Genomic DNA, 20,089 nt, shown 5'->3' on the forward strand with positions numbered 1-20,089 from the left:
TTGACCGGCATGCAGAGCATCGGCGGCATCGACCTACTCGGCAACCTCCGCGACTTCGTCATGTCGCCGTTCTCCGGTGACGACGGCGAACTCGACAGTTCAGAAATCGCTGACATCCAGAACCGGTACAACGCTCAGCGAGACGGCAACCGGCGGAAGGCAGGCGACCTCGGGTTCGACGGTGATTACCGCCCCTCAATGGTGGCGAAGAACGATGCTTTCCCTGGGACCGTCGCGGAGCTACGCGATCGGGTCGACAAGATCGATCTCGACGCCGTAAACGGCCTGATCGGCGCCTGGAACGAAATCTCTACGCGCAACAGCACATCCCTCGACGAGTTCCGCAAGCAGATCGCCCGCGGCATGTCCCCCGACGTCTGGGCAGGTTCCGCAGCGAGCGCGGCCGCGCAGACAGTTGCGGCATACGACACCACGGGAAAAAAGGTCACCACCGCCGCCGCGCTCACCAGCACCAAACTGGACGAACTCCGCACCGGCCTCGAGCCGACAAAACGTCTCGTCCCCCACGAGCCCGAGCACCGCAGCGGTCTCGACAATGTCGGCGCCCTGCTCACCGGACGTGGGTGGCGCAATGACGATGTCGCGCAAGAGAACGCGCGCGTCGAAGCCGTTCGTATCCTCCAAACCGTCTACGCCCCTGTGATTTACGAATCCGACAACAAGGTCCCGGTGATCCCCATCCCGAAGACCATCGAAGACGGCGGCGGCCAACCCGAAACAAAGGTCAGCACAACACAATCCACGACGCAGGGTTCGACAACGCAGCCGACCACCCAGTCCACGACGACGCAGCCCACCACTCCGGCGTCGACCACTCCCACCACCGACCCGGACGACACCGACGACTCGACCGACGATTCGACCACTCCCGAATCGACCACTCCCGAGTCGACGGAGCCGGGCTCGACGACTCCCGCCTCGACCACCCCGAGCGCGACCGTCCCCGGTTCGGGCTCGCCGTCCGGATCACCGAGTGGTGCGGGCTCGCCCGGCGGTGGGTCGCCGGGTGCGGGCACACCGGGCGCGGGAACGCCGGGTGGTGCGGTGGCCGGCAGTCCGACGTCTGCCGGCGGCGCCGGGGGCCGTGGAACCGGCACGGGCACAGCGGGCCGTTCCGGCATGCCCGGCATGATGAGCCCCGGAGCGGGCAAGGGCGGCGGCAAGGACGACGAATCGACCAAGGGAATCCCCGACTACCTCATCACTCAGGAGAACGGTGACGAACTCACCGGTCTGGACACCCTGCCCAAGATGGTCCCGCCGGTCATCGGCGCCGACTAGTCGCCAATCCTGATGGAACAGAGTAGATCTCCCGTGCGTACCTGGCATTTCACCGCGTTAGATTTCCGCACCCTGTGGGAAGCCGCGGGCCGCGACGTCCTCCCGTACCCCTTGCATCACCGCCATACCGACGTCGACACCCACGCCGAGGTCCTGCGTCTGCGCAGCAAGGCCGCGGAGAACTTGATGGCCGAGTTCGACAGTGATCTCGACCGCGCCATGGCCGCCCTGCTCGCCCCGCACGCCCGCGTCGAAGTGGCGGGAGCGTCCAAGGGCGTCAAAACGATCCGGGCCCACGGCGGCACCCGCGACACCTACGCCTCCCTCGCCGTCCAAGCTCCCGGCGACGAGACCAACCCCGGCGACATCACCCTCCACCTTTGCGACCCCGACGCCCTGGCCGCCGCCGTCCTGTCCACCCTCCCCAAAGTCGCGCCCGGCAAGGGCCGCGAAATCCGGGTCACCGCGGCAGAACTCGCGGCCCCTCGCCCGCACGTCCGCGACCGCTGGAACCCCACCCCCCGGGAACAACTCGAATCCTTCCTGGCCAAACCCACCACCACCCTCACCCACATCGGCGTCTACGCCCACGGCAGCGTCGACAACCGCCACACCGAAGGCCGCGACGACTTCCAACTCCACGACATCCCCGGCGACGGCCGCTACGTCTTCTACGGCGAAACCACCTTCATCGCCAAACCCACCACCCCCACCCGAATCCAATCCACCCTCGCCACCATCCTCACCACCACAGCCACCAAGGCCCGCACCGGCACCTACCTCCTCCATTGAACGGGGCACGCTCTAGAGAGGAGGTAATCATGGCTGGAATCCGAGCCGAGCGGATCGAGCCGGGCGAGATCGATGCTGAGGTAGCCGATCGTGCGTTGCGCCGCGTCAGGGGACTACCTGGCGAGCTATCCAACCGACCAGATCATTCAGGTCACGGGCGAAACCGGCGCGGAGAACGCTCGACGAAATGACGTTCAACCTGGCAGCGAATCGGCCGGATATCGAGCCGGCGAAGGTGCGTCGGTGGCTCGTATGCGTTGCACAACCCGGGGGCCGATTCACGTGTCCTGCACCGGACCGGGTATCACTGCTTCTGCGGTCATGAATGTGCGGATCCTCTGATTCAGAAGAATAAATCCTTCGCCCGAAGGATCTCCCTGACCCGCTTGTTGTGGGCGCCGACGCGCTCCCGCTCCTGCCGGGCCTGTTCGGGATCGTCGAAGTGCCGGTGCACCAAGATGAGATTCTCCAGCGGCGTAACCGAGCCATCCTCACGAATCCGGTAGTGAGAGGAGGTTTCCCCGTCGTTACCCTCTTTGTAGAAGTCGAGGAAGTAGCCGGTCTCGTCGTGCTCGGCGCGGACGACGATCCGCTCGCGGGACGACCCTTCTGGTGCGATCAACCCGATCCCGATCCCCATCGGCAGTGGATCCGGGAGTGCGGCGATGTGGGTCGTCCCCGGTTTCAGAGTTGTGACGAAGATGTCCCGCACCCGAGCTGGCACCATCTCCTCCGACGTCATGTACCTCTCCTACTGTTCCTGGTTACTAGTCATGGCGTCGCCGTGCTCGTCGGCCACGCTGATCCGACGACCTGGAGCTCGATAACGTAGCCCGTCGTTCCGTCCGGCAACACGTGCGGGGTCACACTCTCGACCCGCACAACCCTGCCGGCTGGCAACAGCAGCTCCCGGCCACTATTTGGAGGATCCAGATAGTGGCCGGAAGCGAAGTCGGAGATGTCGGACGAACGGCACCTCCGCATCGGCGAGTTCGCTTATCCCATAACGGATTCCGAAATCGCGCACGGACTGCGCGAGCCCGGTGGCCGAATCCGGGTAGTCGGCCGGGTTACCCCACGCCCACAACCAGGACTGCGGTCCCGGCGCGGCCGAGATGCAGTTGATGCTCGAAGGAGTACAGAGCAGCATCGTCGAGCAGGTTCGCCAAAGTCACGTCAGACATGACGACGACCCTATCGGCCGGGAATCAGATGGCGAGGACGGTCTTTCCGCGTGCACTGCCCTGACCGAGCACGGCAGGAGCAGCCTCCAGTGGCACTGTCATCTGCACCGGAACAACCACATCACCGGCGGCCACGCGAGAAAGCAGGCGGCTCAATTCCGGTGAGCGGCCTTTGGATTCGAAGTTCCCGCCGGTGATGTCGCGGTCGCGCAGCACGGCTTCGTCGGCTGCCCAGATCGTAGAGTAGGCGTGTCCGCCGCGCCGGACGAGCGTGGCGTGCGAGGCGAAATCGCCCGCGGAGCTGACCAGGTCGAACAGGACGTCGATGCCGTCGGGGTGGGTGAACCGGACGGCGTCGGTGATGCTCGAGTCCTGGCGGGTGGCCGGGTCGGGGTCGACGACATTCGGGTCGGCGGGGCGGATCTGGGTGTAGTCGACGGTCTCGGCGGCGCCGAGGCGCGCGACCTGGTCGGTGGCGTCGCCGCGGGCGGTCGCGATCACATGGCCGCCGGCGATATTGGCGAGCTGGACGAGGAAGGAACCCACACCGCCGGTCGCGCCCACGATCAGTACCGTCTGGCCGGGCTGGATATGCGCGGCGTCCACCAGATCCTGGGCCGTCACCCCGGCGACCGGCAGCGCCGCCGCGGCCACCGTGGTGACGCCGTCGGGGATGGGGACGAGGGTCGCGTCCTCGGGGACCGTGGCGTACTGCGCCCAACTGCCGTGTCCCGCCGGCGCGGTCAGGAATTTGCCGACCACCTTGTCGCCGACCTTGAACTTGGTGACGCCCGTGCCGATCGCCGAGACGGTGCCCGCGCCGTCGACGCCGAGGATCATCGGGAAGTCGGTGGGCATCTTGCCCTCCAGGATGCCGTCGGCCATTTTCAGGTCGAACGGGTTGACCCCGGCCGCGTCGAGCGCCACTTGAACCTCACCGGGACCCGCGTCGGGAACCGGGACATCGGCGAGCTCGGGTGTGGCGCCGAACTTCTGAACCACGATCGCGCGCATGGGGGTGAACTCCTCGCATCGGGGGTGAGCCGGGCATCGCAATCCTAGGCGGATAGCCGTTCGACATGCGGTGATTGGTCGTCTTCGGTGGTGTCGCGGCGTACCGTGAAGCGCGGATTCGAAGTCCGTGAAAATTTTTAGAGTTGAGCGGAACAGACTCAACTTTGTGAGCGTTGAACAAGTCGATACCGGACACACACAAGGAGATTCGTGGACTCGTTCAATCCCACCACCAAGACGCAGGCGGCGCTGACCGCCGCTCTGCAGGCCGCTTCCGCCGCAGGCAATCCGGAGATCCGTCCGGCGCACTTGCTGGTGGCGTTGCTCGACCAGACCGACGGCATCGCCGCACCGCTGCTCAAAGCCATCGGTGTCGACCCGGCGACCGTCGAACGCGAGGCGGGCGACATCGCCGACAAACTGCCGCGGGCCACCGGCGCCACCACCACACCCCAGCTCGGCCGGGAGTCCCTGGCCGCGATCACGGCCGCTCAGCGACTGGCCACCGAACTCGGCGACGAGTACGTCTCCACCGAGAACCTGCTGGTCGGACTGGCCGACGGCGATTCCGACGTGGCGAAGCTGCTGCGCAAGCACGGCGCCACCCCGGAGGCATTGCGCGACGCGTTCGCCACGGTCCGCGGCAGCGCCCGCGTCACCAGCCCCGACCCGGAAGCCAGCTACCAGGCTCTGGAGAAGTACTCCACCGACCTCACCGAAGCGGCCCGCGCGGGCAAACTCGATCCGGTCATCGGGCGCGATACCGAGATCCGTCGCGTGGTCCAGGTGCTGAGCAGGCGCACCAAGAACAACCCTGTCCTCATCGGCGAACCCGGCGTCGGCAAGACCGCCATCGTCGAAGGTCTGGCGCGGCGCATCATCGAAGGCGATGTGCCGGAGTCGTTGCGCAACAAGAAGGTTGTCTCGCTCGACCTCGGTGCGATGGTGGCGGGCGCGAAGTATCGCGGTGAATTCGAGGAGCGGCTCAAGGCCGTGCTCGACGACATCAAGAACAGCGCGGGCGAGATCATCACCTTCATCGACGAGCTGCACACCATCGTCGGCGCGGGCGGCACCGGCGACTCGGCGATGGACGCGGGCAACATGATCAAGCCGCTGCTGGCCCGCGGCGAGCTGCGCCTGGTCGGCGCGACCACCCTCGACGAGTACCGCAAGTACATCGAGAAGGACGCCGCGCTCGAACGGCGATTCCAGCAGGTGCTGGTCGGCGAGCCGTCGGTGGCCGACACCATCGGCATCCTGCGCGGCATCAAGGAGCGCTACGAGGTGCACCACGGCGTGCGGATCACCGACTCCGCGCTGGTGGCGGCGGCGACGCTCTCGGACCGCTACATCACCTCACGATTCCTGCCCGACAAGGCGATCGACCTGATCGACGAATCGGCTTCGCGGCTGCGCATGGAAATCGACTCGCGGCCGGTCGAGATCGACGAGGTGGAACGGGCGGTGCGCCGCCTCGAGATCGAGGAGGTGGCGCTCGAGAAGGAGACCGACGCCGCGTCGAAGCAGCGCCTGGAGAAGCTGCGTCAGGAACTCGCCGACGACCGGGAGAAGCTTGGCCAGCTCACCACGCGCTGGCAGAACGAGAAGAACGCGATCGACTCGGTGCGCGGGGTCAAGGAGCAGCTCGAGGCGCTGCGCGGGGAGTCCGAGCGGGCCGAGCGTGACGGCGATCTGGGCAAGGCCGCCGAGCTGCGCTACGGCAAGATCCCGGCGCTGGAGAAGGAACTCGCCGCCGCCGAAGCCGCCAGTGGCACCGCCGCCAGCGGCGAGATGATGCTCAACGAGGAGGTCACTCCCGACGACATCGCCGACGTCGTCTCGGCGTGGACAGGGGTGCCGGTCGGGCGCATGCTCGAGGGCGAGACCGCCAAGTTGCTGCGGATGGAAAGCGAGGTCGCGGGGCGCGTCGTGGGGCAGGAGGAAGCGGTGCAGGCCGTGTCGGACGCGGTCCGTAGGGCGCGCGCCGGCGTCGCTGATCCGAATCGCCCGACGGGCTCGTTCCTGTTCGTCGGCCCGACCGGTGTCGGCAAGACGGAGCTGGCGAAGTCGCTGGCCGACTTCCTGTTCGCCGACGAACGCGCCATGGTCCGCATCGACATGAGCGAGTACAGCGAGAAGCACTCGGTGGCTCGCCTCGTCGGCGCGCCGCCCGGATATGTCGGCTACGACCAGGGCGGCCAGCTCACCGAAGCGGTGCGCAGGCGACCGTATTCGGTGGTGCTGTTCGACGAGATCGAGAAGGCGCACCCGGACGTCTTCGACATTTTGCTGCAAGTTCTCGACGAAGGCAGGCTCACCGACAGCCAGGGGCGCACGGTCGACTTCCGCAATACGATCCTCATTCTCACCTCCAATCTCGGCGCCGGTGGCGACCGCGATCAGGTGATGGAGGCGGTGCGGCGCGCGTTCAAGCCGGAGTTCATCAACCGGCTCGACGACGTGGTGATGTTCCACGCGCTCGACGCCAAGCAACTGGAGTCGATTGTCGACATCAACCTGCGTCAGCTGCAGAAACGGCTCTCGCAGCGCAGGCTGACCCTCGATGTCACCGAGGAGGCCAAGCAGTGGCTGGCGGTGCGCGGCTACGACCCGGCCTACGGCGCGCGACCGCTGCGCAGGCTGATCCAGCAGGCCATCGGCGACAGCCTGGCCAAGGAACTCCTGTCCGGTTCGGTCGCCGACGGCGACACGGTGAAGGTGAGTGTGGACGACGCCACCGACAAGCTCGTCGTAGAGCGCGAAGTTGTCCACAGCCCGTGATTTGTTCACAGCCCGGTGCGTAGGGACCTCCCAAACGCACCGGGCTGTCCTACCCTGGAGCCCATGACGAACCCGAACGATCCGTGGGGGCAACGCCCGGAGGATTCGCCGACCGAACGGCTGGGTTCGCCGGGCACCGACTCGACCACGCCGTACGGAGGCAATTCGTTCGACGAGTGGGGGCAACCGTCGAACCCGACGCAGGCGTTGCCGCCGCACGACGCGCAATGGGGTGACTACGAAAGTGGTTATCCGGCAGCTCAACCCCCGCCGCAGCAGGCGCCGCCGGGGTACGACCAGGGTTACCAGGCGCCGCCGCCCGGGTATGGCCAGGGCTATCCCGCCGCGCCGCCGCCGGGGTATCCACCGCGGCCGCAGGACGGTGACCAGGAGGAACCTCCCAAACGTCACATCGGTTTGTGGATCGCGCTCGGCTTGGGCGTACTGGCGTTGATCGCGGTCGGCGGGGTGCTCGCCGGTCTGGTCCTCAGCGGTAACGACTCGGGCGCCAACACCGCATCGGCGCCGACGACGAGCCAGCTGCTCGTCCCGCCGACACCGAAACAAACCACGCCGGGCTCTCCGCCGAGCGCGAGCGGGCTCCCCGGCTTGCCCGGTCTCGGCGGCGGCGAAGATCTCGGCGCCACCATGGGCAGTATCACCGCCAATACCGGTACCGAGATCACCATGAGCACCCTCGGTGGATCCGATGTGCGGGTGCTGATCGACGATGCCACCCAGGTGATCTCGCTGACCAGCACGAAGGCGAGCGAGCTTCCCGTGGGCGACATGGTTATGGTGCAGGGCGACAAGAACCCAGACGGGTCGATCCACGCCAAGATCATTATCAGTACGGCGTTGCCGGGCGGCCCCCGATGAGCGACCCGCGCGTCGAATCCCCGGTGCTACCGGGCAATCACGGCGACGGCTGGATAGGCTAGGCGACGATGACGGCTATGTGGTTCGGGTTAGCAGCGATCGCACTCGTGGGTGCGGTCGTCCTGTTGTATTTCGATCGGGTCCAGCGGCAGCGCACCGGACACGCGAGACAGGTGTGGGCGAAGTCCCAGGGCTACACCTACGTGTCGGTGGAGCCCGCGCTCGCCTCGACGTGGCGACGTGGCGCGCTGGCCAAGCTCGGCTATCTCTCGGCGGTCGACGTGGTCTCCGGTATTCGCAAGGGCGAGAAGTTCGTGCTCTTCGACCTGGAGGACGCCGCGACCCTGGTGGCCGTGCGACGCCAGATCGGCTCCGAGATCGATGTCGACATGCGGCTCAAGACCGCCGCGCCGCCGAAGGACCACGATCTGGAACTGCTCGGTGCCATCGGCGACCGGGTCGTGTTCGCCACCGACCCCGAGATCGCGCGCCACGCGGTGGATCAGCGGATGGTCGGCTTCATCGAGTCGCTGTCCGACACCGTGCAGATGCTGTGGAGTGAGGGCAACTGGACCCTCGGCATGCTCCCCGTCGGCAGCGGATCCAAGGACTGGGAGACCGCCATCGACGTGGTGCTCCGACTGTCCGGCCTGCTGCACGTGCTGCCTCCGGTGGCCGAGCCGAACGAGTTCACCCGGCCGCGGTCGAGTGCCAATCTCGCACCCGGTTTCCGCCCCGAGTACGACGACGAAGACGACGATCGCGAATTCGCCGCGGGCCGTGCGGAATACGCCGATGTGGAAGAACGTGGCCGCGCCCGTTTCCCGGGCCCCGACGAACTCGACTCCGATGACGAGCCCTTCGCCCCCCGTGGCTCCGCGGCCCGCCTGCCCGATGACGACGAGCCCTATCGTGGCGCCCGCTTCCCCGAAGTCGACGCGCCCTCCGCGGCGCGTGGCGCCGCGACCCGCGACGTCGACGATCGCGCCCCGATCGGCGGCCGCGCCCCCGCCCTGCCCGCCGACTACGACCCCGATCTCGACGACCCCGAGTTCGAAGACCAGCCCGCGCCCGGCCGCCGCCCGCTGGGCGAACCGCCGAAGCGCCCGTCGCTGGCCGTCGTCCCCGAGCCGCGTCCGCGCACCGAGCCATCGCTCGACGACGCGGAATCGGGTCAGCCGGGCGGACCGTTCCACCCCGGTTTCCGCCCTTACCAGGGCCCTGTTCCGAAGTGATCCACCTGCCGCGGTAGTCGTCGCGGCACCCCGTCGACCGGAATCGACCAGCGATGTCTGATAGTCCTTCACGTCTGCCCGGCGTGCACCGCCCCGTCGCGATGATCACCGGACCGACGTCCGGCATCGGGCGGGGTTTCGCCCACCGTCTCGCCGCCCTCGGCTACGACCTGGTCCTCGTCGCCAGGAACGAGGAACGCCTGCGCGCACTCGCCGACGATGTTGCCCGCCGTTTCGCCACGTCGGCCGAAGTCGTCGTCGCCGACCTGGCCGATGACGACGATCGTGCTCGCGTCGCGGCCAGAGCCGCCCAAGGCATCGAATTCCTCGTGAACAACGCGGGTTTCGCGCATTCGGGTGAGTTCTGGACCCTCGAGCCCGCGGAGCTGCAGGCCCAGCTCGACGTCAACGTCACCTCGGTCCTGCAACTCACCAGGGCGGCCCTGCCGCCGATGGTCGCGGCGGGCGCGGGTTCGATCGTGAATGTGGCGAGTGTGGCCGGGTTGATCCCCGGACGGGGGTCGACCTACTCGGCCTCCAAGGCCTACGTCGTATCCTTCACGGAGGGTTTAGCGGGTGGATTGGTGGGCACCGGTGTCCGCATCCAAGCGCTGTGCCCCGGATTCGTGCGCACCGAGTTCCACGAGCGCGCGGGCATCGAGATGAGTTCGCTGCCCGAGCGCCTGTGGCTCGACGTCGACCAGGTCGTCGACGGGTGCCTGCAGGATCTGGACTCCGGCCGGGTGATCAGCGTGCCCGGCGTGCAGTACAAGGTGCTCACCGCGGTAGCGGGCTTCGTCCCGCGCACCCTGGTGGCCCGCATGAATCGCGGACTCTTCAACGCACGCGGAAGGACATGACTTAGATGATCGACCAAGCACGTCAGGCGCTCACGAAGGCCGATCGCGACCAGCTGGCCGCCCTCGTGCGCGAGCTCGCGGTCGTGCACGGCAAGGTGACGCTGTCCTCGGGCAAGGAAGCCGACTACTACGTCGACCTGCGCCGCGCGACCCTGCATCACCAGGCGGCGCCGCTGATCGGCACGCTGCTGCGTGAGCTCGTCGCCGACTGGGACTTCGACGCTGTCGGCGGGCTCACCATGGGCGCCGATCCGGTCGCGATGGCCGTGATGCACGCGCCGGGCCGTCCGATCGACGCCTTCGTGGTCCGTAAGGCCGCCAAGGCGCACGGCATGCAGCGCCAGATCGAGGGCCCCAACATCGTCGGCAAGCGCGTGCTCGTCGTCGAGGACACCACCACCACCGGCAACTCGCCGCTCACCGCGGTGCGCGCACTGCGCGACGCGGGCGCGATCGTGGTCGGCGTTGCCACCGTTGTCGACCGGGAAACCGGTGCTGACCAGGTGATTGCCGAGGAGGGGCTGGAATATCGATCCATCCTCGGTCTCGACGATCTCGCCCTGGGATAGCCTGAACAACGCCGAACCCGGACGACGACGTGGTCTGTCCGGAAAGTCTGAAGGACGTGTGAGTCACCTGTGGTGAGCATTGCAGTAAACAAAGGTCGCGACAACGTTGCGATGCTCGGGATCGGTGCCTACCGTCCGCAGCGCATCGTCACCAACGCCGAAGTGTGCGAGACCCTCGACTCGACGCCCGACTGGATCTTCGAGCGCACCGGTATCCACAACCGGCGCTGGATCAGTGGCGACGAGACGATCCGGTCGATCGCCGCGGCCGCCGGTGAGCGTGCGCTGAACAACACCCCGATCGATCGATCCAAGATCGGCGCGGTCGTCCTGTGCACCTCGAGCTGGCTCAAGCTCACCCCGCACGGCGCTCCCTCGGTGGCTTTCGACCTCGGGCTCAACGGGGTCGCCGCCTTCGATTTAACGTCCGGCTGCGGTGGCTTCTGTTACGGACTCGGTGTCGCCGCCGACCTGATCCGCGCGGGCTCGTTCGACTATGTGCTGGTGATCGGCGCCGAGACGATGACCGTCGGCCTCGACCCCACCGACCGCGGCACCGCGATGATCTTCGGTGACGGCGCGGGCGCTGTGGTCGTCGGCCCGGCCGAGGACAACGGCATCTCCCCGACGGTCTGGGGCAGCGACGGTGAGAACGCTGAAGCCATCGCCCAGGACGTCGATTTCCTGGAGTACATGAACAAGGCGCAGGCCCTGCAGGGCACCGATCCGGCGGTCGAGGCCGTCGGCCGGATGTCGCTGCACATGGAGGGCCCGAAGGTCTTCCGGTGGGCCGCGGTCACGCTGCCGCGCGCGCTCTCCGCGGCGCTTGAGACCTCCGGCGTGGCCAAGGAGGACATCGAGGTCTTCGTCCCGCATCAGGCCAACGCCCGGATCAACGAGCTGATGAAGAAGAACCTCGGCCTGGCCGAGAGTGTCCCGATCGCCAACGACATCGAGAACACCGGCAACACCTCCGCTGCCTCGGTGCCACTGGCGATCGAGGAAATGCTGGTCACCGGCAAGGCGAAGGGTGGTCAGCTCGCGCTGCTGCTCGGCTTCGGCGCGGGTCTGAGTTACGCGGGCCAGGTAGTGACCCTGCCGCCCGCCCCGAAGGAACCGAGCTTCTGACATGCGAGGGTTGCGCGCCGCTTATCTGGGGGCGGCGGCGGTCACTGTGTTCGGTGCCGTCACCGGTCGCGACCGCCTGCAATGGGTCGCCAAGCCGCTGTTGATGCCGCTGCTCGCCGCCGACACGGTGACCAGCGGCGTCGATCTCGATCCGGCCGAACGCCGGCTCCTGCTCGGCTCGCTGGCCGCCGCGACGGTCGGCGATGTGCTGCTGCTCGACCCCGACGACGACCGCCGCCTCATCGCGGGCGCGTCGTCCTTCGCGGTCATGCAAACCGGCTACTCCCTGCTGTGGTGGAAGCGCGGTGCCCGGCCGCGCCCCGAGATCGCCCTCCCGCGTGTGGTGGCCTGGGTCGGCGCGGCGGGCTTGCTGCGCGCCAAAGCCCCGAACCTCGTTCTGCCGCTCACCGCCTACGGCGCGACATTGGGCACGGCCGCGACCCTCGCTTCGGACCCGGCTCTCGCCCCGGATGCGAAAAACATCGCGGGCCTGAACATTCCGAACTCCGACCCGCGCAGTCGCTACGGCGTCGGGGCCCTGCTGTTCACGATCTCGGATGCGCTGATCGTCGTGCGCCGCCTCTTCGCCCGCGACGACCGCACCCGCCGGATCACCGAGGGCGTCATCCTGGCGACGTACGCCTCCGCGCAATACCTGCTCACTGTCCCGCCTCCCCGTGATCTGGGCCGGACGTAGGATCTCGCACCTGGAGCGTCTCGGCGCTCCGCACTCCCCGCTCGCCGGTGAGTTCGTGATACTCGGTGTCACACGGCGCTAACTCAGGTGTCGTCGGGGCGCAACACCTCGCGCGCACGCTTCGTAGATGAGTGGGGAAGCGCAGTTCATCGAGGTGCACGGGTATCGCCGGGCGTTCCGGATGGCCGGAACCGGTCCGCCGCTGCTGCTCATCCACGGCATCACCGACAGCTCGGGGACATGGGCGCCGGTCTTCGACGCGCTCGCCGAGCACTACACCGTGATCGCACCTGACCTGCTGGGCCACGGCGAATCGGACAAACCGCGCGGCGATTACGCCGTGGCGGCCTACGCCAACGGCATGCGCGATCTGCTCAGCATCCTCGGCATCGAGCGGATCACCGTCGTCGGGCACTCGCTCGGCGGCGGTGTCGCGATGCAGTTCGCCTACCAGTTTCCGGAGAAGGTGGAGCGGATCGCACTGGTGTGCCCGGCGGGAATGGGTGCGGGGGTGCACCCCGCGTTCCGGCTCGCGACACTGGCAGGCGCGGGCCCGGCGCTGATGGCGATCACCAGCTGGCCGGTCCGCACCGCGGTGACGGCCGCGGTGCCGATCGTCACCGCGCTGGGTGGCCTCGGCCTCGGTCCCGACGCCGAATACGTGCTCCGCCTCTACGGCCACCTCTCCGACTCCGGCGCTCGCAACGCCTTCCTGCGCACCATCCGCGCGGCCGCCGACCGCCGCGGCCAGACGATCACCATGCTCGACCGCGGCTATCTCGCCGCCCACCTGCCCACCCTGGTCGTCGGCGGCACCCGCGACACCGTCATCCCGTCTGGTCACGCGGATCGCGCACATCGTGCCTTCCCCGGCAGTCGTATCGAAATCTTCGCGGGCGCAGGCCATTTCCCGCATCATTTCGATCCCGACCGCTTCGTCGCACTGATCCGCTCGTTCATCGAGGAGACCGACCCGGCCGTCTTCGACCCCCTGCGCTGGCAGCGCACCCTCCGCCGCGGTCGCCCGATCGTCGGCCTCCCGTCGCCCGCGCCGTCGAACATCCCCGCGCCCGCCGACGACCCGGCGCGGTCGAACGGACACGCGCCGCTCACAGCGCCAGGATGATCCGATCCCGGTCCTGCGGGTCCACCCGAATCGGAACTGTCTGTCCGACAACCATTCTGGGCTTGTGTACCGGCATCACGTCCACCACGATCGTCCCGTGGTAACTCTCGGAGCCGGGCACGGTGAGCTCCACATCGAACTCGGTGAGCTCACTCGCGTGATCGGTCAGGCTCAGCGGATGCACCCCGTCGATGCGCGCCCACCCCTCGAGCCCGTGCCTGAGCAACCGCCGATCCGCCCGTGTCGGCATCGAAGCCCACGTCATCGCGATCCCGCACGCCGAACCGAACAGCCCGACCATGATCATCACCTGAAACGGTGCGGTGCCCGGCGGCGCGTGCGGAGCCAGCCACCCCAACCACACCGCGAGCGCGATCAGATACCCCGCCACGACGCCGATCAGCGCCCGCGACACTCGCGCATGATCCATCACGCTCACCACCGAAAAGACTCTGTCCCTCCAGGATAAACGGCGATTCGGGGCGGTCGCGATTACGCTTCGGTCATGAGTTACCCGGACAACGGGCCCCAGGGCTACCCGCAGGGCTATCCCCAGGGCTATTACGGCCCGCCGCCCGAGCATCCGCAGGCCACCACGGTCCTCGTCCTCGGTGTGCTCGGCATGTCGCTGTGCGGACTCTGCGCTCCGTTCGCCTGGCTCAAGGGTCGCGGCGTGCTCGCTGAAATCGATGGCTCCGGTGGGCAGATCGGTGGTCGCACGCAGGTATACGCCGGGTACATCCTCGGCATCGTCGGTACGTGCTTGCTGGCCTTCACCGTCCTGATCGTCGGTGTCGCCGTGGTGCTGATGATCGTCGGCGCGATGGCCGATTCCTCGTCGTAGCGAGCCCCCGCCTAGCATTGCCGGGTGAATGAAGCAGAGGTCGCGGGCCCGACCGAGTGGGGCGAGCACCCGCACGGCCTCGGTCCGTGGGAGCAGGAATACGACACCCCCGTCCCCACCGGCGCGCGCTACGACCCTGTTCTGCTGGCCGAGGGCGACCGCCGCAACGTCGTCGACGCCTACCGCTATTGGACCCGCGAGGCGATCGTCGCCGACATCGACGCCCGCCGTTTCCCCTTCCATGTGGCCATCGAGAACTTCGGCCACGACGCCAACATCGGCACCGTGGTTCGTACCGCCAACGCCTTCGCCGCCGCCGCGGTGCACATCGTCGGCAGACGGCGCTGGAACCGGCGTGGCGCCATGGTCACCGACCGCTACCAGCACCTCGTCCACCACAGCGACCTCGCCGAGCTGCGTGAATTCGCCGCGCGCGAGGGTTTGACGGTGGTCGCCGTCGACAATGTGCCCGGCGCGGTCCCGCTCGAGACCGCCGAACTGCCACGCGACTGCCTGCTGCTGTTCGGCCAGGAGGGCCCCGGGGTCAGCGACGACGCGAAAAACGCAGCGGCCCTGACCGTTTCGATCGCCCAGTTCGGCTCGACCCGCAGCATCAACGCCGGTGTCGCCGCGGGCATCGCCATGCACGCCTGGATCCGCCAACACGCCGACCTGTCTGCGGCCTGGTAACGGAATGGGCACGGAATGTCGGTACCACCTGGCACCATGGAGCCATGACCTCGCGCAGCGGCCGGCGCCCCCAGCCCTCTGATCGCGCCGGATCCGTGCCCACCCCGGCGTTGTGGTCCGAGCGTGCCGACATGGCCGAGTCCGCGATCGTCTCGCGGCACCTGCGGACGCTGTGGGGTTGTCCCGGAACGGAATTGGGTGTTGTCGGCTGGCCGGCGACTCGTCGTGAACGAGCCTTCGCGGGCTGGCACTACTGGTGGCAGGCACACCTGCTCGACGTCGCGGTCGACGCCGCCAATCGTGTCCCCACCCCCGCCCGCCGCAGGCGCATCGGCGCGATCGCCCGCGGCATCCGGCTACGCAACATCACTGGCTGGACCAATCGTTACTACGACGACATGGCCTGGCTGGCCATTGCCCTGGAACGCGCCGAGCGCACGCAGGAACTCACCTCGGCGCGCAGCGGCCTGATCGCCCTCGAGCAGAAGCTCTATGGCGCCTGGGAACCCGAGGTCGGCGGCGGTATTCCGTGGCGGATCAAATCGGACTTCTTCAACGCCCCCGCCAACGGCCCGGCCGGCATCGCGCTCTTACGCCTCGGCCGGGTGGAGCGCGCGCGAGAGATGGCCGACTGGCTCGACACCACCCTCCGCGACCCCGAATCCGGCCTGATCCTCGACGGGATCCACCTACCCTCGGGCGAGGTCGAACGCCCGGTGTTCAGCTACTGCCAGGGAGTCGTGCTCGGTCTGGAAACCGAGCTGGCCGTGCACACCGACGACGACGAACGTCACATCGAACGAGTCAGCGGCTTGCTGGCCGCGGTGGAAGAACACATGACCACCCGCCTGGTGATCAACGGTGGCGGCGGCGGTGACGGTGGGCTGTTCAACGGCGTCCTGGCGCGCTACCTGGCGGTGGTCGCCCTGATGTTGCCCGGCGAGGGCAAGCAGGCCGAAACCGATCGGCGCACCGCCGCGGCCATCGTCAAAGCCTCGGCCACCGCCGCCTGGGCCAATCGGCTCGAGTTCGAAGGCGAGCCGCTGTTCGGATTCGACTGGAGCAAACCGGCCAGGCTGCCGGGCGGCACCGCGGGCGCGGGCAGATTCACCGCGGGCGGTTCGGTGACGGCCTCGGCGGTGCCCGAACGCGACCTGTCCGTGCAGCTGTCCGGCTGGATGTTGATGGAAGCGGCCTACCAGGTCACCGCGGCCGGGCTGTAGCTCAGCGCTCGGACTCGACCGCGACGCTCGGCTCGAGGTCGTAATCCTCGACCGGCCTCGCCATCTCCTGGCGATAGTGCCGGATACCGAGAACAGTGCCGACGATCAGACCGACGATCAGCGTGCCGATCACCGCGGGCATCAGCCACGGAACCTGCTCGAGGAACTCGCCCGCGTAGTACCCGATCAACAACAGCACGGGCGCCCAGATGATCGCGCCGAGCGTGCTGGCCACGGTGTAGCGCCGATGATCCATCCCGGCCGCACCCGCGACCATCGGGCACAGCGTGCGCACCCACGGAATCCAGCGGGCCACCAGCACCGCGAGGAACCCGTGCCGTTCGAGCAGATCGGTGACCTTGGCCAGATTCTTGGTGTTGATATATCGGCCGTTCTTGCGCGCGACCAGGCGATGCCCGGTCCGCGCCCCGACGACATAACCCACCTGATTACCCGCGATCGCGGCGAGCATGGTGCCCACCGACAATGCCCAGACCTGCGCCTCGCCATTGGCGTGCGAGGCGAGCACGATGCCCGCGGTGATCAGCATGGAATCACCGGGCAGGAACAGCCCGATGATGAACGCGCATTCGAGAAAGACGAAAACTAGCACCACCGTGCAGACCACAGCGGGGCCTGCTGAGATCAGCGGATCGAAGCTGCCCATAGCGAGGGTCGACGGTACTGCGGTCACAGGGATCAGTGCGTCTCGTTCGTCGAAGCAGCCAGCTCGCCGCTCTGCGCCGGCGCGGCCGGTGCGTTGCGGCGCTCGAGCACCTTCTTACCGACCGTGATGATCGCGGGCAGGATCGAGACGAACACGATCAGCAGGAAGATTCCCTCGATGTGATCGCGGATGAAGGGCACGTTGCCGAGGAAGTAGCCGAGGATCGTGACGCCGCCACCCCACAGCACCGCGCCGACGATGTCGAACGCCACGTACTTGCGGTAGCTCATCTTCGACACACCGGCCAGCACCGGCATGAACGTGCGCACGATCGGCACGAACCTGGCCAGGATGATGGTCTTGGGGCCGTGCTTCTCGAAGAACTCGTGCGTCTCGGTGACGTAGTGCTTCTTGAAGAAGCGGCTGTCTTCCTTCTTGAAGATGGCCGGACCGATCTTGCGGCCGATCCAATACGCACACTGGTCGCCGGCGAAGGCTGTGAGAATCACCAACGGCACGAGCACCCAGATCGAGAGGGTCGAGCCCGGCTGCGCCGCGAGCATGCCGCCGGTGAACAGCAGCGAGTCACCGGGCAGCAACGGGAACAGCAGACCCGTCTCGATGAACACAATCGCCAGGATGGCCGGTAGCACCGCGTTCTTGAGCCAGGTTTCCTGGAGCAGATACATCGGGTCCAGCAACTGGGTCAACGCAAGGTTGTTCGTCACCGCATCGGATACCGCCAGCAAAGTCACGGCCCCCACAGTACCGGTCCGATCTGTGACATGAGTGCCCTGCGGGTGAACCTCGCCCCACCGGGTGATCTCGCGTTCGCCTTCCTAATTTAGGGTGTGGCCTGACAGAATTGGTTTTTGCTCCCCACAAGACGGAGGTCACTGCTGTGCCTATCGCGACCCCGGAGGTCTACGCCGAGATGCTCGGCCGGGCCAAGGCGCACTCGTTCGCGTTCCCGGCTATCAACTGCACGTCGTCGGAGACGATCAACGCCGCCATCAAGGGCTTCGCCGACGCGGGCAGTGACGGCATCATCCAGTTCTCCACCGGTGGTGCCGAGTTCGGCTCCGGTCTCGGCGTGAAGGACATGGTCACCGGCGCGGTGGCACTGGCCGAGTTCGCGCACATCGTCGCCGCGAAGTACGACGTGACGATCGCGCTGCACACCGACCACTGCCCCAAGGACAAGCTGGACACCTACGTGCGTCCGCTGATCGCGATCTCGCAGGACCGCGTGAACGCCGGTCTGAACCCGCTGTTCCAGTCGCACATGTGGGACGGATCGGCCATCCCGATCGACGAGAACCTCGAGATCGCCCAGGAGCTGCTGAAGGCCTGCAAGTCGGCCAACATCATCCTCGAGGTCGAGATCGGTGTGGTCGGCGGCGAGGAAGACGGCGTCGAGGCCGAGATCAACGACAAGCTCTACACCTCGCCCGAGGACTTCGAGAAGACCATCGCCGCGCTCGGCGCGGGCGAGAACGGGCAGTACCTGCTGGCCGCCACCTTCGGCAACGTGCACGGTGTGTACAAGCCGGGCAACGTGGTGCTCAAGCCCGAGGTGCTGGCCGAGGGCCAGCGCGTCGCGGCCGAGAAGCTGGGCCTCGAGTCCGGTGCGCAGCCGTTCGACTTCGTGTTCCACGGTGGTTCGGGCTCGCTGAAGTCCGAGATCGAGGACTCGCTGCGCTACGGCGTGGTGAAGATGAACGTCGACACCGACACCCAGTACGCCTTCACCCGCCCGGTCGCCGGTCACATGCTCGCCAACTACGACGGTGTGCTGAAGATCGACGGTGAGGTCGGCAACAAGAAGGTCTACGACCCGCGCAGCTACCTGAAGAAGGCCGAGACCTCGATGGCCGCGCGCGTGACCGAGGCCTGCAACGACCTGAAGTCGGCCGGACGCTCCGTGAGCAGTTTCTGATTTTCGTACCAACCAACGGGGCCCGAGCTCATGAGTCTTGATGTCCGTGTGCTCGGGCCCGTTCGACTGCTCGTCGGCGGCGAGCCGGTAGCGGTCGGCGGGCCCAAGCCGCGCGCTCTCCTTGCCGCGCTCACCGTCAATCGGCGGCGCGCGGTGTCTTCTGCTGTGCTCGCCGAGATGGTCTGGAACGAGGATCCGCCGGATTCATACGCGGCCAGCCTGCAGGTGTTCGTGTCGAACATCCGTAAAGCGCTGCGCAACGCGGGGATCGACTCCGCGCAGGTGCTGCGGACCGAGGGCGCGGGCTATCGGCTCGAAATCCCCGATACCGCGTGCGATCTCGGACGTTTCGAGAGCGCGCGCGAAGCGGGTTCGCGGTGTTTGGATGTCGGTGACCACCCGGGTGCCGCCAACCTTTTCGGTGCGGCACTGCGGGAATGGACCGGGCGGGCGCTGGCCGACCTGGCCGGATTGCAATTCGCCGACGGGTTCGCCACCGCGATGAACGAGGAGCGGCTACTCGCCGTCTCCGCGCGCGTCGACGCGGAAATCGCCTGTGGCCGGGCGTCTTCGGTGATCGGCGAGTTGGTGTCGATGACCAACGAGCATCCGCTGCGTGAGCCGCTGTGGGGGCAGTTGATCACCGCGCTGTATCTGTCCGGGCGGCAGGCGGACGCGCTGGAGGCGTGCCGCCGGGTGCGCAGCGTGCTGGCCGAGGAGCTGGGAATCGACCCGGGGGCCGCGCTGATCGAGCTGGAGCGGCAGGTGCTGCGCCAGGAGCCGTTGAATGTGCTGGCGTCCAGGCGATCTGATCAGGTGGCCGCGGCGATGACCGAGACGGTCACCGAAGTGCCGCAGTCGATTCGCAACGGCAATCTGCGGTTCGCCGATGGGCGCACGCTGCCGATTCCCCATGGGGGGATCAGGATCGGCCGGATGACGGACAACGAACTCGTTCTCGATGATCCGAAGGCGAGCCGGTATCACGCGCACATCATGCCCAGCCGTGCCGGGCTGCTGATCAAGGATCTGCACTCGGCCAACGGGGTTTATGTCAACGAGGTGCCGATCGACAACGGGGCACTGCTGGCCGATGGGGACGTAATCCGTATCGGCGGAACTGTTCTGGTGTTCATCGCGGTGAAGTAGTCCCAGG

The 20,089-nt window shown here is 67.4% G+C and carries 21 protein-coding genes; 15 read left to right on the plus strand and 6 right to left on the minus strand.

From position 1 onward, the window contains the following. Together ACWF99_RS21260 and ACWF99_RS21265 are read left to right on the plus strand one after the other, a co-directional pair. Window positions 1–1,302, plus strand: a complete 1,302-nt coding sequence (locus ACWF99_RS21260; RefSeq protein ID WP_452537196.1) for a hypothetical protein — start codon at window positions 1–3, stop codon at window positions 1,300–1,302. Between the two features lie 33 nt (window positions 1,303–1,335). Beyond that, window positions 1,336–2,094, plus strand: a complete 759-nt coding sequence (locus ACWF99_RS21265) for an ESX secretion-associated protein EspG (protein WP_452537197.1) — start codon at window positions 1,336–1,338, stop codon at window positions 2,092–2,094. Window positions 2,095–2,437: 343 nt separating this feature from the next. Here ACWF99_RS21265 and ACWF99_RS21270 read toward each other — a convergent pair whose 3' ends face one another. From ACWF99_RS21270 to ACWF99_RS21280, 3 genes are all read right to left on the minus strand, one after another. Beyond that, on the minus strand, window positions 2,438–2,836 hold the full coding sequence (locus ACWF99_RS21270; protein ID WP_452537198.1) for a hypothetical protein: 399 nt from the start codon (window positions 2,834–2,836) through the stop codon (window positions 2,438–2,440). 174 nt (window positions 2,837–3,010) lie between these two features. Continuing rightward, window positions 3,011–3,181, minus strand: coding sequence for a DUF6882 domain-containing protein (locus ACWF99_RS21275; RefSeq protein ID WP_452537356.1), 171 nt, complete (start codon window positions 3,179–3,181; stop codon window positions 3,011–3,013). Between the two features lie 121 nt (window positions 3,182–3,302). Continuing rightward, window positions 3,303–4,292 (minus strand): NADP-dependent oxidoreductase, encoded by a 990-nt coding sequence (locus tag ACWF99_RS21280; RefSeq protein ID WP_452537199.1) that lies wholly within the window; start codon window positions 4,290–4,292, stop codon window positions 3,303–3,305. Window positions 4,293–4,502: 210 nt separating this feature from the next. On the opposite strand from ACWF99_RS21280, the gene clpB reads away from it, so the two are divergent. From clpB to ACWF99_RS21320, 8 genes are all read left to right on the plus strand, one after another. Continuing rightward, on the plus strand, window positions 4,503–7,076 hold the full coding sequence (clpB, locus tag ACWF99_RS21285; RefSeq protein ID WP_452537200.1) for an ATP-dependent chaperone ClpB: 2,574 nt from the start codon (window positions 4,503–4,505) through the stop codon (window positions 7,074–7,076). 63 nt (window positions 7,077–7,139) lie between these two features. Then, window positions 7,140–7,955: a DUF5666 domain-containing protein gene (locus ACWF99_RS21290; protein WP_452537201.1), complete on the plus strand. Its 816-nt coding sequence runs from the start codon at window positions 7,140–7,142 to the stop codon at window positions 7,953–7,955. A 68-nt stretch (window positions 7,956–8,023) separates the two neighbouring features. After that, window positions 8,024–9,190: a hypothetical protein gene (locus tag ACWF99_RS21295; protein WP_452537202.1), complete on the plus strand. Its 1,167-nt coding sequence runs from the start codon at window positions 8,024–8,026 to the stop codon at window positions 9,188–9,190. Window positions 9,191–9,243: 53 nt separating this feature from the next. Then, the gene (locus ACWF99_RS21300) at window positions 9,244–10,050 is read left to right on the plus strand and encodes an SDR family NAD(P)-dependent oxidoreductase (RefSeq protein WP_378633568.1); all 807 of its coding nucleotides are present in this window, start codon (window positions 9,244–9,246) and stop codon (window positions 10,048–10,050) included. Window positions 10,051–10,055: 5 nt separating this feature from the next. Continuing rightward, complete coding sequence (gene pyrE / locus ACWF99_RS21305; RefSeq protein ID WP_358061648.1) at window positions 10,056–10,619, plus strand: orotate phosphoribosyltransferase; 564 nt, start codon at window positions 10,056–10,058, stop codon at window positions 10,617–10,619. A gap of 69 nt (window positions 10,620–10,688) precedes the next feature. Next, on the plus strand, window positions 10,689–11,747 hold the full coding sequence (locus ACWF99_RS21310; RefSeq protein WP_378633570.1) for a beta-ketoacyl-ACP synthase 3: 1,059 nt from the start codon (window positions 10,689–10,691) through the stop codon (window positions 11,745–11,747). 1 nt (window position 11,748) lies between these two features. Further along, window positions 11,749–12,444 carry a lysoplasmalogenase family protein gene (locus ACWF99_RS21315; protein WP_378633573.1) on the plus strand — a complete coding sequence of 232 codons (696 nt, stop codon included), beginning with the start codon at window positions 11,749–11,751 and terminating at the stop codon, window positions 12,442–12,444. A gap of 127 nt (window positions 12,445–12,571) precedes the next feature. Then, window positions 12,572–13,570, plus strand: coding sequence for an alpha/beta fold hydrolase (locus ACWF99_RS21320; protein ID WP_452537203.1), 999 nt, complete (start codon window positions 12,572–12,574; stop codon window positions 13,568–13,570). Here ACWF99_RS21320 and ACWF99_RS21325 read toward each other — a convergent pair. Continuing rightward, window positions 13,554–14,000, minus strand: coding sequence for a hypothetical protein (locus ACWF99_RS21325; protein WP_378633578.1), 447 nt, complete (start codon window positions 13,998–14,000; stop codon window positions 13,554–13,556). The genes ACWF99_RS21320 and ACWF99_RS21325 overlap by 17 nt on opposite strands. A gap of 75 nt (window positions 14,001–14,075) precedes the next feature. Here ACWF99_RS21325 and ACWF99_RS21330 point away from each other — a divergent pair, with 75 nt between their 5' ends. The 3 genes from ACWF99_RS21330 to ACWF99_RS21340 all read left to right on the plus strand — a co-directional run bounded on the left by ACWF99_RS21330 (window position 14,076) and on the right by ACWF99_RS21340 (window position 16,327). Then, window positions 14,076–14,414: a DUF4190 domain-containing protein gene (locus ACWF99_RS21330; RefSeq protein ID WP_378633580.1), complete on the plus strand. Its 339-nt coding sequence runs from the start codon at window positions 14,076–14,078 to the stop codon at window positions 14,412–14,414. Between the two features lie 24 nt (window positions 14,415–14,438). Next, complete coding sequence (locus tag ACWF99_RS21335; RefSeq protein ID WP_452537204.1) at window positions 14,439–15,104, plus strand: TrmH family RNA methyltransferase; 666 nt, start codon at window positions 14,439–14,441, stop codon at window positions 15,102–15,104. A gap of 131 nt (window positions 15,105–15,235) precedes the next feature. Then, window positions 15,236–16,327, plus strand: a complete 1,092-nt coding sequence (locus ACWF99_RS21340) for a glycoside hydrolase family 76 protein (protein ID WP_452537357.1) — start codon at window positions 15,236–15,238, stop codon at window positions 16,325–16,327. A 1-nt stretch (window position 16,328) separates the two neighbouring features. On the opposite strand, the gene ACWF99_RS21345 is transcribed toward ACWF99_RS21340, so the two are convergent. Further along, on the minus strand, window positions 16,329–16,994 hold the full coding sequence (locus tag ACWF99_RS21345; protein ID WP_378634465.1) for a DedA family protein: 666 nt from the start codon (window positions 16,992–16,994) through the stop codon (window positions 16,329–16,331). A gap of 32 nt (window positions 16,995–17,026) precedes the next feature. Next, a complete protein-coding gene (locus tag ACWF99_RS21350) occupies window positions 17,027–17,683 on the minus strand; it encodes a DedA family protein (RefSeq protein WP_378634467.1) in 657 nt (218 codons plus the stop codon). 212 nt (window positions 17,684–17,895) lie between these two features. Between ACWF99_RS21350 and fbaA the strand changes: the two genes are divergently transcribed. Together fbaA and ACWF99_RS21360 are read left to right on the plus strand one after the other, a co-directional pair. Beyond that, window positions 17,896–18,933: a class II fructose-bisphosphate aldolase gene (fbaA, locus tag ACWF99_RS21355; protein ID WP_378633585.1), complete on the plus strand. Its 1,038-nt coding sequence runs from the start codon at window positions 17,896–17,898 to the stop codon at window positions 18,931–18,933. A 30-nt stretch (window positions 18,934–18,963) separates the two neighbouring features. Beyond that, on the plus strand, window positions 18,964–20,082 hold the full coding sequence (locus ACWF99_RS21360) for a BTAD domain-containing putative transcriptional regulator (protein WP_101465335.1): 1,119 nt from the start codon (window positions 18,964–18,966) through the stop codon (window positions 20,080–20,082). Window positions 20,083–20,089 lie beyond the last annotated feature (7 nt).

This window comes from Nocardia sp. NPDC055002, assembly GCF_053608825.1.

What these genes read in the sequence shown, in the direction of transcription:
- ACWF99_RS21270 (WP_452537198.1), bottom strand. Translation starts at nt 2,836, where the DNA reads ATGACGTCGGAGGAGATGGTGCCAGCTCGGGTGCGGGACATCTTCGTC.
- ACWF99_RS21280 (WP_452537199.1), bottom strand. Translation starts at nt 4,292, where the DNA reads ATGCGCGCGATCGTGGTTCAGAAGTTCGGCGCCACACCCGAGCTCGCC.
- ACWF99_RS21290 (WP_452537201.1), top strand. Translation starts at nt 7,140, where the DNA reads ATGACGAACCCGAACGATCCGTGGGGGCAACGCCCGGAGGATTCGCCG.
- ACWF99_RS21295 (WP_452537202.1), top strand. Translation starts at nt 8,024, where the DNA reads ATGACGGCTATGTGGTTCGGGTTAGCAGCGATCGCACTCGTGGGTGCG.
- ACWF99_RS21300 (WP_378633568.1), top strand. Translation starts at nt 9,244, where the DNA reads ATGTCTGATAGTCCTTCACGTCTGCCCGGCGTGCACCGCCCCGTCGCG.
- pyrE (WP_358061648.1), top strand. Translation starts at nt 10,056, where the DNA reads ATGATCGACCAAGCACGTCAGGCGCTCACGAAGGCCGATCGCGACCAG.
- ACWF99_RS21315 (WP_378633573.1), top strand. Translation starts at nt 11,749, where the DNA reads ATGCGAGGGTTGCGCGCCGCTTATCTGGGGGCGGCGGCGGTCACTGTG.
- ACWF99_RS21320 (WP_452537203.1), top strand. Translation starts at nt 12,572, where the DNA reads ATGAGTGGGGAAGCGCAGTTCATCGAGGTGCACGGGTATCGCCGGGCG.
- ACWF99_RS21325 (WP_378633578.1), bottom strand. Translation starts at nt 14,000, where the DNA reads ATGGATCATGCGCGAGTGTCGCGGGCGCTGATCGGCGTCGTGGCGGGG.
- ACWF99_RS21330 (WP_378633580.1), top strand. Translation starts at nt 14,076, where the DNA reads ATGAGTTACCCGGACAACGGGCCCCAGGGCTACCCGCAGGGCTATCCC.
- ACWF99_RS21340 (WP_452537357.1), top strand. Translation starts at nt 15,236, where the DNA reads ATGGCCGAGTCCGCGATCGTCTCGCGGCACCTGCGGACGCTGTGGGGT.
- ACWF99_RS21345 (WP_378634465.1), bottom strand. Translation starts at nt 16,994, where the DNA reads ATGGGCAGCTTCGATCCGCTGATCTCAGCAGGCCCCGCTGTGGTCTGC.
- ACWF99_RS21350 (WP_378634467.1), bottom strand. Translation starts at nt 17,683, where the DNA reads ATGTATCTGCTCCAGGAAACCTGGCTCAAGAACGCGGTGCTACCGGCC.
- ACWF99_RS21360 (WP_101465335.1), top strand. Translation starts at nt 18,964, where the DNA reads ATGAGTCTTGATGTCCGTGTGCTCGGGCCCGTTCGACTGCTCGTCGGC.